Source organism: Shewanella xiamenensis (assembly GCF_024971755.1).
GTDB classification, from domain to species: Bacteria; Pseudomonadota; Gammaproteobacteria; order Enterobacterales; family Shewanellaceae; genus Shewanella; species Shewanella xiamenensis.
The window spans coordinates 3,622,716-3,635,452 of record NZ_CP079718.1 but is presented as its reverse complement, the minus strand read 5'-3'; the positions used below and the strand labels follow the sequence as shown (position 1 = coordinate 3,635,452).

7 protein-coding genes are annotated in these 12,737 nt (G+C 50.8%); 6 read left to right on the top strand and 1 reads right to left on the bottom strand.

Going from position 1 to position 12,737, the window contains the following annotated elements; translation table 11 throughout:
• Positions 1-234: 234 nt before the first annotated feature.
• Positions 235-711, top strand: coding sequence for a MarR family winged helix-turn-helix transcriptional regulator (locus KXJ80_RS17110; protein WP_037416024.1), 477 nt, complete (start codon positions 235-237; stop codon positions 709-711).
• Positions 712-779: 68 nt separating this feature from the next.
• On the opposite strand, the gene KXJ80_RS17105 is transcribed toward KXJ80_RS17110, so the two are convergent.
• Positions 780-1,412, bottom strand: a complete 633-nt coding sequence (locus tag KXJ80_RS17105; RefSeq protein WP_047532932.1) for a peptidylprolyl isomerase — start codon at positions 1,410-1,412, stop codon at positions 780-782.
• Between the two features lie 508 nt (positions 1,413-1,920).
• On the opposite strand from KXJ80_RS17105, the gene malQ reads away from it, so the two are divergent.
• The 5 genes from malQ to glgC all read left to right on the top strand — a co-directional run bounded on the left by malQ (position 1,921) and on the right by glgC (position 12,733).
• Positions 1,921-4,326, top strand: coding sequence for a 4-alpha-glucanotransferase (gene malQ, locus KXJ80_RS17100; protein WP_218738240.1), 2,406 nt, complete (start codon positions 1,921-1,923; stop codon positions 4,324-4,326).
• A 17-nt stretch (positions 4,327-4,343) separates the two neighbouring features.
• Entirely contained in the window at positions 4,344-6,581 is a 2,238-nt protein-coding gene (gene glgB / locus KXJ80_RS17095) for a 1,4-alpha-glucan branching protein GlgB (protein WP_218738241.1), read from the top strand.
• On the top strand, positions 6,578-8,836 hold the full coding sequence (glgX, locus tag KXJ80_RS17090) for a glycogen debranching protein GlgX (protein ID WP_218738242.1): 2,259 nt from the start codon (positions 6,578-6,580) through the stop codon (positions 8,834-8,836). The genes glgB and glgX overlap by 4 nt, the downstream gene beginning before the upstream one ends.
• Before the next feature lie 2 nt (positions 8,837-8,838).
• Complete coding sequence (locus KXJ80_RS17085; protein ID WP_218738243.1) at positions 8,839-11,352, top strand: glycogen/starch/alpha-glucan phosphorylase; 2,514 nt, start codon at positions 8,839-8,841, stop codon at positions 11,350-11,352.
• Positions 11,353-11,470: 118 nt separating this feature from the next.
• The gene (glgC, locus tag KXJ80_RS17080; protein WP_011717793.1) at positions 11,471-12,733 is read left to right on the top strand and encodes a glucose-1-phosphate adenylyltransferase; all 1,263 of its coding nucleotides are present in this window, start codon (positions 11,471-11,473) and stop codon (positions 12,731-12,733) included.
• Positions 12,734-12,737: the final 4 nt, after the last annotated feature.

Genomic DNA, 12,737 nt, shown 5'->3' with positions numbered 1-12,737 from the left:
AGATAGATTCCTGAGGTGAAATTCGCACTAAAGTTGGAACTAGATAACTAAATAATGAATTTTTATGACAGAGATTAAGGGCTGCATACGCTATGTTTTTTAAGAGTTTTTTCAGCTTTTACTTGTTTAGTTAAACTCAGATTATTACGCGATAAAATTGCCCGCCAAGGTGAGTTGTGGTTGAGTTTCTGGTAAGGTGCGGCCGTTGAGTTGATGAGGAGTATGTGAAGTACGATGGAAAAATATGAACAACTGCTGATTTCACTGCGCCGCGTGATCCGCGCTATCGACATTCATTCGCGGCAACTCAATAAGCATTCCGGCTTGACGGGACCACAGTTGATGGTGATGCAGAAGATTGCCCAACTCGGCGCTCCCTTAGCCAAGCAGGTGGCCGAAGAAATCACCCTCAGCCCAGCCACTGTGACAACGATTATTGATAGGCTCGAAGGGCGGGGATTAGTGATCCGTAAACGCAGCGAGTCCGATAAGCGTAAAGTCCATTTGTATTTAAGTGATGCGGGGCGCGCACTTTTAGAGGCGTCTCCTAAACCACTTCAGGAACACTTTATTAAGCAATATCAAAATCTTGAAGAGTGGGAGCAGAGTCAGCTACTCTCATCGGTGGAGCGAATTGCGGCCATGATGGACGCCGATAAAATCGACGCAGCACCTATGTTGTTAGTGGGTAAAATTCAAGGGGATGAATAATCTCCTTGGGCCGAGAATAATAAAAAGCACTGATAAATCAGTGCTTTTTATTTAACCCCGAGTATTTATCAAGCTTTGGGGCAGTTGGTTTCTGTCACACTATTAATCAAAATCTCAGTCACTGGTGTGTCGTTAAAACCGTTACTGGTTTTGGTCGGCACAATGCTTATCTGATCGACCACATCCATCCCTTCGATGACTTTACCAAACACAGCATAACCATAGCTGCTCGCCGAAGCATCGAGCTGGGGATTATCTAACACATTGATAAAGAACTGTGATGTCGCTGAGTCTGGCACTGTGGTACGCGCCATCGCGATAGTGCCTCGTTTGTTGCTGATGCCGACGGCGGCCTCGTTTTTAATCGGCGAGCTCGTTGGCTTGCTCTGTAATCCCGTGGTGAAACCGCCGCCTTGGATCATAAAGTTATTAATGGTTCTGTGGAATAAGGTGCCGTTATAGAAGGACTTATCGACATACTGTTTAAAGTTCTTGCCCGTGATGGGCATATGGGTGAGGTCGATGGCTAAGGTTAAATCCCCCTTTGTGGTACTCATTAAATAACAGACATCGGCACTTAAGCTCGGTGGAGTTGGGTCGGGTTTGGGGATATTGGGAGTGAGATCATCTTCGCCACCGCCGCAGGCACTGAGGACCATGCTCAAACTGCTGGCGAGTAAAAGTCCCGTGATTCTTTTCATATCAATTTCCTTATTTTTGCGTTGTTCGCCACGCCTCTGCCTGCTTGGATAATGTAAGCGGGCATGGGTAAATGTTGCGATTAAGTGTTGTTTTTGTTTTGTGCGCGCATAGTGACAGAGCGATGAAGGGAATTTCAAGATGAAAAATGTAATTGATACAAAGTGTTGCAGCTAGTTGCCAATCTAATCACCCCCGTGCCAGAGAGGCATTCAACCTAAGGGATAAAGCTCACTAATGTACTCAAAGATAAGATGCTGTTTTGCTTGCGCCATTTAAGCGCGTTGCACCTTTTTTAATCACTCCCTGCTTCAAACTAGTGCGTTTGCTAGATAGCTCGGTGGGCAAAGGCTTGGGTGATAAAGGCACGTATTTTATTCAAGATGCTGATTTATAAGTTTTCTTTGTTGTCACTTGGCTGACACAAATCTGTCTTCATGCTGTTATTTTGCGCTGGCATGGTTACTGCCTATCTAAGGCTATGGATGAGCAGTCGCGGGGGCGACAAATATGGGGCTGGATAAGTTGCTGTATTTGCGGGGCGTGGGAGCAGACTTTACTGACTGCTTTGGCAAGTACATCCGCATTCCCGAGGCTGACAGGCAAGGGATTTTAACCTGTATGTTGCAGGAGAAAAACACTCAGGCCTGCGAGGCAAAGGATGAACCATTAACGAGTTTACCCAGTGGCGATGAGCTTGACGCTCAGGTGTATCAGCTCGATGCACAACATTGGACACAAGTGTTGCCGGCGTTTCATTGGTGCTATGTCGACGAACCTTGGGTCTGCCTGTATTTACCTCAATCTTACCGTGGCGATCTGCTGCTCACCTTTACCTGTGAAAAAGGGGACAGGGTTATCCTCGAGGTACCGTTTTCGGCGCTAAAACCGATCGGGGATTATCGTATTCAGGCGCAGGAGTTGGCGAAATTTGGCACTAGCCCCTTTGCCAATGAGTGTCAGTTCCTGCAATACCGCCTTGACCTCTTAGGCCATGAGTTTTATTGCCGTGATGTGGACGATACCAGTGAGCCATATATCGATTCAGAGACTCGCCGTTCATGGGAAAATGTTAGCACCGCGCCAAATACATCTGACAATAAAGACAACTTAAGTGATTTATCTTGCCTGGGGCTTGGGTATCACACCCTGAGCGTCAGTTTGCTTGGGCTGGTAGATGCTCAGCAAGGCCTTGCATCGGCAAGCACTTCAGCAGCAAGCAACTCATCAGCAAGCATTTCTGCTGCAAGTAAGGCGACTGAGTTCCATGGCACTTTTATGGTGGCGCCTAGAACCGCCTATCAAGGGGTGATGAGCGCTGTGGCTCAAGGAAAGCGCCATAAACCTTGGGGCGTGAGTCTTCAGCTGTATAGCCTGCGCAGCGAAAGCCAATGGGGGATCGGCGACTTTGGCGATTTAGAGCAACTTATTGGTTTAGTGGCCGAGTATGGCGCCGATTTTATTCAACTCAATCCATTACATGCCTTAGATATTGCCGCGCCGGAACATCCGAGTCCCTATAGTCCCTGCGATCGTCGAAGGCTTAATCCGCTGTATATTCATTTACCTAGCGTGCCTGAATTTGAGTCATTAAAGACGGAGTTTGCGGCGAAGGAATGGCAAGAAGCCATCGCCCTACTCAATGCGGAGAACTGGCTCGATTATCCCAAGGTGAGTGAACTTAAATACCGCGCCTTTGCACGTTTATACGCTGTCTTTTGCGAACACCATTTACAGCCAAACACCCCCAGAGCGCAGCGTTTTGAGGATTTTGTGGCAGAGCAGGGGGCGCCGCTTAGGGAATTTGCCCAAGCAGAATCGCTACGCAGTCCAAGGGCCATCGCACAGGATGAAGGCTTTTATTTGTACCTGCAGTTTGTGGCCGAAGATCAACTGCAATTGTGCCAACTCAAAGCCAAAGAAGCGGGAATGGGCATAGGGCTTATCCGCGATTTGGCCGTGGGCGCCGCGTTGCAAGGCGTTGAGGTTCAAGCCAATTCGCAGCAGTTCTGCTTAAACTCCAGCATAGGTGCACCGCCAGATCCCTTCGCGCCGCAGGGACAAAACTGGGGTCTTACGCCCCTCGACCCCGTCAAGCTAAAACAGCATCAATATCGTCATTTTATTGAGCTTATCCGCGCCAACATGACCCACTGCGGTGCGCTGCGAATCGACCATGTGATGGGACTGTTGCGGCTCTGGTGGTGGCCACTGGATAAGCGCCTCGGCCATGGCGCCTATGTGTATTACCCCGTCGAAACCCTGTTGGCGATTCTCTGCCTTGAGAGTCAACGTGCCCGCTGTGTGGTGATTGGTGAGGATTTAGGCCTAGTGCCGCCCGATATTATTCATCGCCTGTATCAGGCGGGGATCTATTCCAACGAGTTGTTCTACTTCTGCAAAGACCATCAGGGCTTTAAACCGCCGAGCCAGTATAAGTTCCAGAGTTTGATGATGCTGGCAAATCACGATGTGCCGACCTTAGTCGCCTGGTGGACGGGCAGCGATTTGCACCTGAGGCGACAACTCGAACTGCTCAATACCGACGAGCAATTAGGTGAGGCCTTAGCCGGACGTGAGCAGGAAAAACACCAGCTCGCGCAGTGCTTAATCTCCCAGGGCTTATTGCCGGAGACAGATATTCAACAGATTGATATTGAAGATTTATTAACGGCGTGGATGCCCTTTGGCGCCTCGGGCAACAGCGCACTTTACAGCGTGCAGTGGTGCGATCTGCTCGGGGATCGCCATGCGGTGAATATTCCCGGCACTTGGCTCGAGTACCCGAATTGGCAGCGGCGATTGCCCATCAGCCTAAGCGAAGCTGCAGCTAGGCCTGCGCTGGCTGAGCGTTTGCAACGCATTGCTGCGGCAAGACATTTGCCAGAGACGGCTGCGCATACAGATACCCTTTGACTAAAAATGGAAGCCAAATGATGACTCAAGCCCAGACTTACTTCTATGACGGTAGCGATGTCGCGCTGTTAAACGGTCAATATACGGATGTGTTTTCCCTGCTTGGTATGCACAGTATCAACGAGGGCAAGGCCTTGGTGGTGCGCTGTTTTTTACGCAATGCCCAAAAGGTTGATGTGATAAGTCTTAAGGATGGCCGCAAGGTGGCGAGCCTTGAGCGCGTCAATGAGGCGGGGCTATTTGCGGGTACGCTTGGCAGACGGGTTAAGCCCTTTTTGTATGCGCTACGGGTGACTTATCCCCTCTGTGAGCTGGATATTATCGACCCCTATCAGTTTGGCTCCCTCCTCGATAGTCAGGACTTATATCTCTTCGGTGAGGGAAGTTCTGAACAGGCTTATCGTTTTTTAGGTGCCAACTGGCGCCAAGTTGATAGCGTTGAAGGCGTGCATTTTTGCGTATGGGCCCCCAATGCTAAACGAGTCTCTGTGGTGGGGGATTTTAACCACTGGGACGATACTCGCCATGTGATGCGCCAGCATCTGGCCAACGGCTTGTGGGAGATTTTCCTGCCTGATGTTGCCGAAGGCGTGCACTATAAGTTTGATTTGATTTATCAAAATGGCGAGCGCCACGCCAAATCCGACCCCATGGCGACCCAAATGGAATGTGCGCCGCACAATGCCTCCATAGTGCCGAAAAAACACCAACATCCTTGGGCAGATACACAATGGATGGACAAACGGGCGACCACGGCTTGGCATCGCGCCGCTATGTCTATCTACGAAGTGCAGTTAGGCTCTTGGCGCCGAAAAGGCGAGTTTGGTGAGCAATATTTTGATTATCAAGACTTAATCGAGCAGTTGATCCCCTATGTGAAGGAGCAAGGCTTTACCCATATCGAGTTGATGCCGATCAGTGAGTATCCCTTCGACGGCTCTTGGGGGTATCAACCCGTTGGCCTGTACGCGCCGACCCATCGTTTTGGTGATGCCAATGGCTTAAAGGCCTTTATCGATGCCTGCCATCAGGCCGACATTGGCGTGTTACTCGATTGGGTCGCGGCGCATTTCCCTAAGGATCCCCACGGCCTTGTGCGTTTCGATGGCACTTGCCTCTATGAACATGAAGACCCGCGCAAAGGCACGCACCCCGATTGGGATACGCTGATCTATAACTACGACCGTGGTGAGGTGCGCAGTTTTCTGCTCAGCAATGCCTGTTATTGGCTGCGGGAATTTCACCTCGATGGCCTAAGGCTCGATGCGGTGTCATCCATGTTGTACCTCGACTACAGCCGCGAACCCGGGCAATGGCTGCCCAATGCCTATGGCGGACGGGAGAATCTAGAGGCGATTCATTTTCTGCAAATGTTGAATCAACGCTTGTATCAAGCCTTCCCCGGCATTTGCATGATAGCCGAAGAGTCAACCGCCTTTGCAGGCGTGACTAAGCCGACGGATAGCGGCGGGCTGGGGTTTGGTTTTAAGTGGAATATGGGTTGGATGAACGACAGCCTAAGTTACTTGGGCCGCGATCCCATCTATCGCCAATATCACCATAACCAGCTGACCTTTAGCCTGATGTATGCCTATTCGGAGCAATTTATGCTGTCGATAAGCCACGATGAAGTAGTGCACGGCAAGGGCTCTTTACTGCATAAAATCCCCGGCGATGATTGGCAAAAATTCGCTACCCTCAGGGCCTATTACGGCTTTATGTGGGGGCATCCGGGCAAAAAACTACTGTTTATGGGCAGCGAGTTCGCCCAGCGCGACGAATGGAACCATAACCATAGCCTCGATTGGCATTTGCTCGCCTTCGAGCCTCACCAAGGCGTGCAGCGCTGGCTTCGGGATTTGAATCAGCTCTATCGCCAATTCCCCGCCTTATCCGTGCTCGACTATGACTCGCAGGGTTTTCGCTGGCTCGATTGTGACAATGGCCGCGACAGTATTTTTAGCTTTGTTCGCTATGGCGAGGGCAGTGATGTGCCCTTAGTGTTTGTGGTGAATATGACACCAACCCTGCACCAAGGATTTCGTATTGGCTTGCCCCAAGGCGGGGATTTCTGTGAGTACCTCAATAGCGACAGCCATCTCTATGGCGGCAGTAATCAGGGTAATGCGGGCAAGGTGATTGCCGAAGATTTACCTTGGCAGGGTATGGCATCGAGCGCGTTGATCACTGTGCCGCCTCTGGGTTGCTTGATCCTCGGGCCTGCGACAGAGGCGCCAAGAGATACCAGCCTATGACGAATCCTGTGCCTGTAAATGCTGATGGCTCAACCGCCTTTAACCTAAGTGTGGGGCAGCCTTTTCCCTTAGGGGCGACGGTCGATGATGGCGGGGTGAATTTCGCCCTGTTTTCGGCCCATGCCACTGGGGTGGAGTTATGTCTGTTTGATGCCCAAGGCGAGGTGGAAATTCAGCGCATCGCCTTGACGGAGCAAACCCAGCAAATCTGGCATTTGTATGTGCATGGGCTGAGTGCCGGCCAGCTGTATGGCTACCGTGTCTATGGTCCCTACGAGCCGCAATTAGGCCACAGATTTAATCCGCATAAGTTGTTATTAGACCCTTACGCACGCCAGCTTGTGGGGCGTTATCACCACCATATCGCCAACTTTGGCTATGAGATAGATAGTCCTAATGAAGACTTATCTTTCAGCACCTTAGATAACGCGGCTTTTGTCCCCAAATGCAAAGTGGTCGATACTCGCCCTCTTTTTAATGCCGCTAAGGCGCATACTATTCGGCCTCTCTCGAGTAAGCGTGAGCCACTACCGCTTGAGCAGTGCATTATCTATGAGATGCACATAAAGGGTTTTACCGCACTGCACCCTGAGATAGATGCACCGCTGCGGGGCACCTTTGCAGGGCTCTCCTCCCAAGCCGCGATAGATTACTTAGTTAATCTCGGCGTAAATTGCGTCGAGTTACTGCCAGTTCAGGCATTTTTCTCCGAGCCTTTTTTACTTGAAAAACAGCTATCTAACTATTGGGGTTACAACAGCATTGGCTTTTTTGCGCCTGAGCCGAGTTATCTCTCGAGTGAGGATATTGCTGAGTTTCGTAACATGGTGGATGCGCTGCATGGCGCGGGTATCGAAGTCATACTCGATGTGGTCTATAACCACAGCGCCGAGGGCAGTCGCCTCGGGCCGACCTTTAGCTTTCGTGGTATCGACAATCTGAGTTATTACCGCCTGCATCCAAATGATAAACGCTTTTATATCAATGATACTGGCTGCGGTAATACCTTAAACCTCAACCATCCGCGCATGTTGCAGTTGGTGTTAGATTCGCTGCGTTACTGGGTCGAAGTGATGGGCGTCGATGGTTTTCGTTTCGATTTAGCCGCCTGCCTTGGCCGTGAAGCCTATGGATTTGACCCAGGTAGCGGTTTTTTTGATGCGCTGCTGCAAGACCCTGTGTTATGTCGGGTGAAGCTGATTGCCGAGCCTTGGGATATTGGCCCTGGTGGGTATCAGCTCGGCAATTTTCCGGTGGCTTTTAGTGAGTGGAATGACAGATACCGCGACACTATGCGGCGTTTTTGGCGCGGCGATCATGGCATGTTGCCCGAGTTTGCGCGGCGTTTTCATGGCTCGGGGGATTTCTTTGAGCATAGCGGCCGGCCTCCTGCCGCCAGTATCAACTTTTTAACCAGTCACGATGGTTTTACCCTCAAAGATTTAGTGAGTTATTGCGAGCGGCACAATTGGGCCAACGGTGAAGAAAACCGCGACGGCCACCATGAGAACTTCAGCTATCACTATGGGGTAGAGGGCGACACTGAGGATGCCACCATTCTTGCGCTGCGCGCCCGCCAGCAACGCAATCTATTGACCACGCTATTTCTCTCCCAAGGAGTGCCTATGTTACTCAGTGGTGATGAGGCGGGCCGCACCCAAGGCGGGAATAATAACGCCTATTGCCAAGATAACCCCTTGAATTGGTTCGATTGGTCAGCGGATGGCATGGATAGCTCATTGCTGAATTTCACCTCACAGCTCATTGCCTTGCGTAAACGCTTCCCGCTGCTGTGCGCCAAACGTTTTATCCATGAGCAGCTAGTGGCCAATGCCTTCAATTGGTCGCCTGAGGCATCTGCAATCCAAGCGGCAAGCCCTGTCTCAACCCCAACGGGGGTGAGGCTGGATTGGTTTAGTCGTCAAGGGGAGCCCATGAGTAAAAGCCTGTGGAGCGAGTCCATTGGGCGCAGTCTTAGTGTGGTGTTATCAGGCAATTTAACCGCCACTCAGCCGCAGACTCAGGGTGACAACCTTCAAGCACTGCTGTTGATGGTTAATGCTGATGAGCACCCTTTGGCCTTTACCCTGCCGGTTTTTGACGGTTTAGGGCCGTGGCAATGCCTGCTGCATACCCAAACGGACCCACAATTTTTAACTCCCACTGAGCCGCTGGATGCTCAGTCCTCACCGACGCGGTACTTGCTACAGGATCGCAGTCTTATGCTGTTTCATGCTGATTTTATAAGGAATTAACTATGAGTCATAACAGTGAGCTGAGCCCAAATACCAGCGGCGTTACTCCCAAAAAACGTTCAACAAAAGCCGTTGAAACTAAGAAAAAACCAGCACCCGAACCCTGCGAGCCCTGTGATGCCTTGCCCGCTTCGTTTACTCGCCATGTTCGCTATGGATTAAGCCGCGGCGAAGGGGCGCGTGGTGAATTATTTCAAGCGCTGGCTCTCAGCGTAAAAGAGCAAATGTTGGATGATTGGCGTGAGACGCGCATCAAAGATAGCTGCTACGACAACAAACAAGTGGCCTATTTGTCACTCGAGTTTTTAATGGGCAGGACACTGGGCAATGCTTTGTTAAATCTAGAGTTAGAGCAAGATAGCCGCGAGGCGTTAAGCCATTACTCTGTTTCCCTCGAGGAGATAGAAGAGGCCGAACATGACGCGGGCTTAGGCAATGGTGGCCTTGGGCGGCTTGCTGCTTGTTTTCTCGATAGTTGCGCCAGCATGGACTTATCCGTGACTGGCTATGGCATTCGTTATGAATACGGCATGTTCGCCCAAAAGATAGTTGATGGTTATCAGGTTGAGCGCCCTGATCGCTGGTTACGTGAGGGCAATCCTTGGGAGGTGCGTGTTCCGCACCATAATGTGACGGTAAAGTTCTTTGGTCACACCGAATCCTATGTCGATAAACAAGGGCGCAGGCACATGATTTGGGTCGATACCCAAGATGTGCTCGCTGTTGCCTACGATATGCCTGTCCCCGGTTATCGTAATGGTCGCGTGAATAGCTTAAGACTTTGGAAGGCTGAAGCCACCGATGATTTTGACTTAGCAGAATTTAACCAAGGGGATTACACAGAGGCGGTGGCGCGTAAAAACCTCGCCGAGCAGATCACTATGGTGCTTTACCCCAATGATGCCAGCGAGAACGGTAAGGAGCTGCGGCTGCGTCAGCAATATTTTTTGTCTTCCGCTAGCTTACAGGCAATTTTAAAACGTTGGGTACATCACCATGGCAATGATTTCACTCATTTTGCTGAAAAAAATGTGATGCAATTGAATGACACCCACCCAAGTATTGCGGTTCCCGAGTTAATGCGGCTGCTGGTGGATGAATATGGTCTCGAATGGGATGCCGCTTGGTCGATCACCAGTCAAACCATTGCTTATACCAATCATACGCTGCTACCCGAGGCATTAGAGCGCTGGCCTGTGCGTATGATGGCATTGATGCTGCCGCGTATTTTAGAAATCATCTATGAAATCAACGCCAGATACCTCGATTTAGTTGCCCACCACTGGCCGGGGGATGGTGCCAAACTGGCCAGCATGTCGATTATTCAAGATGGCCCCGATCCCCATGTGCGCATGGCCTATTTAGCCATAGTGGCCAGCTTTTCGGTGAACGGTGTCGCTGGATTACATACCCAATTGTTAAAGTCGGGTCTGTTTAAGGATTTTTATAGCCTGTGGCCGGAGAAGTTTAACAATCGCACTAACGGGGTGACACCAAGACGTTGGTTAGCCCACTGCAATCCCGCGCTCGCCAAACTGTTAACCAACCATTTAGGCAAAGGTTGGGTGACGGACTTAAGCCAACTGACGGCGCTCAATGCCTTAACCCAGGACGCCAGCTTTATTCAAAAGTGGCGTGAAGTGAAACAAGCCAACAAGGCGGTGCTGGCCAAGATGATTGCTAAGGAATGTGGCGTCGAGTTTGACCCTTCAATGCTGTTTGATGTGCAGGTCAAGCGGATCCACGAGTACAAGCGTCAGCTACTCAATATTCTGCATGTTATTCATCTTTACCATCAAATCCAGCAGGGGCATACAGAGCATCTGGTGCCACGCTGCGTGCTGATCGGTGGCAAGGCTGCACCCGGTTACTTTATGGCGAAGCTCATCATCAAACTCGCCAGTAATGTTGCCCATATGGTCAATTGCGATCCTGTGGTGGCGCCTTATCTGCGCTTTGCGTTTCTGCCCAATTACAACGTCAGTGCGATGGAAAAAATCTGCCCCGGCACCGATGTCTCCGAACAAATCTCCACCGCGGGTAAGGAGGCCTCTGGCACGGGCAATATGAAGTTTATGATGAACGGGGCACTCACCATAGGCACCTTAGATGGCGCCAATATCGAGATGCTCGAAGAGGTAGGCGAGGATAACTTCTTCCTCTTTGGCCTCAACGCCGAGCAAGTGGCCCAAATGCGCTGTGATTACCAACCTCAGCGCATTATCGCCGAGTCCCACGCCTTATCCGAAGTCATGGCTTTACTCAAGAGCGGCCATTTTAACCTACTGGAACCGGGAATTTTCGACCCGATTATTGCCTCGATTGAAAGCGCGGACGATCAGTGGATGACTGCGGCGGATTTCGATAGTTATCGCCTCGCCCAAGAGGCTGCGGCTAAGGCTTATAAAGATCCGAAAAAGTGGACGCAAATGAGCATTCGCAACACGGCGGCCAGTGGTCGCTTCTCCAGTGATGTGACGATTGCAGGCTATCGGGATGAAATTTGGAAACTGTAAGGGAGTCGTTAATGAGCGAAGGAATACGCAGTTGTATGCAATCCTGCGGCCTTAGGGCGGCAGGGAAGAGTGGTTGTGAAGCAATCGGCACTGATGTGCTATTTGGGGAGTAGAGCCTATGTCTAATGTACGTTATATCAGTAATTTAACTCGTGAAACCTATGCATTGATTCTGGCTGGTGGCCGAGGCTCGCGTTTACATGAACTCACCGACTGGCGTGCTAAACCCGCGCTGTATTTCGGTGGTAAGTTTAGGATCATCGATTTTCCGCTGTCGAATTGCATTAACTCGGGGATCCGCCGCGTTGGGGTGGTGACCCAATATAAGTCGCACTCGTTAATTCGCCACGTGATGCGTGGTTGGGGCCACTTTAAAAAGGAATTAGGTGAGTCGGTAGAAATTCTGCCCGCCTCACAACGTTACTCTGAGAATTGGTATCAAGGCACGGCTGATGCGGTATTCCAAAATATCGACATCATCCGCCATGAGCTGCCCAAGTACGTGATGGTGCTCTCGGGTGACCATGTGTATCGCATGGATTATGCTGGCTTACTGGCCGCCCATGCCGAATCTGGCGCCGATATGACAGTCTCCTGCCTTGAGGTGCCCGTGGCCGAAGCGGCGGGCGCATTTGGGGTGATGGAAGTCGATGACGAGATGCGCATCCTAGGATTTGAAGAAAAGCCCAAGCATCCTAAACACTCCCCAGGTAATCCCGAGAAGTGCCTCGCCTCGATGGGCAACTATGTGTTTAACACTGAGTTTTTGTTCGAACAGTTGAAGAAAGACGCGCAAAACGCCAATTCCGATCGGGATTTTGGCAAAGACATTATTCCCTCGATCATCGAAAAACATAAAGTGTTTGCCTATCCCTTTAAGAGCGCCTTCCCGAATGAGCAAGCCTACTGGCGCGATGTGGGCACCTTGGATTCTTTTTGGCAGGCCAATATGGAATTGCTATCGCCCACGCCCGCCTTAAACCTCTACGATGCCAAATGGCCGATTTGGACCTATCAGGAGCAATTGCCTCCAGCCAAGTTTGTGTTCGACGATGACGATAGACGCGGCATGGCGGTGGATTCGATTATATCCGGCGGCTGTATTATCTCGGGCGCGACCGTGCGCCGCAGCGTATTGTTTAACGAGGTGCGGGTTTGTTCCTACTCCGTGGTTGAGGATTCAGTCGTGCTGCCCGATGTGGTGGTGCTGCGCCACTGCAAGATTAAAAACGCCATCATCGATAGGGGTTGTATTATCCCCGAAGGCACAGTGATCGGTTATAACCACGACCATGACAGGGCAAAAGGCTTTAGGGTGTCCGAGAAAGGCATTACCTTAGTCACCCGCGATATGTTAGGGCTGCCGGTGGGCTACGAGTAAGGTA

Coding starts and splice junctions, on each gene's coding strand:
- KXJ80_RS17110 (WP_037416024.1), top strand. CDS start 235: ATGGAAAAATATGAACAACTGCTGATTTCACTGCGCCGCGTGATCCGC.
- KXJ80_RS17105 (WP_047532932.1), bottom strand. CDS start 1,412: ATGAAAAGAATCACGGGACTTTTACTCGCCAGCAGTTTGAGCATGGTC.
- malQ (WP_218738240.1), top strand. CDS start 1,921: ATGGGGCTGGATAAGTTGCTGTATTTGCGGGGCGTGGGAGCAGACTTT.
- glgB (WP_218738241.1), top strand. CDS start 4,344: ATGATGACTCAAGCCCAGACTTACTTCTATGACGGTAGCGATGTCGCG.
- glgX (WP_218738242.1), top strand. CDS start 6,578: ATGACGAATCCTGTGCCTGTAAATGCTGATGGCTCAACCGCCTTTAAC.
- KXJ80_RS17085 (WP_218738243.1), top strand. CDS start 8,839: ATGAGTCATAACAGTGAGCTGAGCCCAAATACCAGCGGCGTTACTCCC.
- glgC (WP_011717793.1), top strand. CDS start 11,471: ATGTCTAATGTACGTTATATCAGTAATTTAACTCGTGAAACCTATGCA.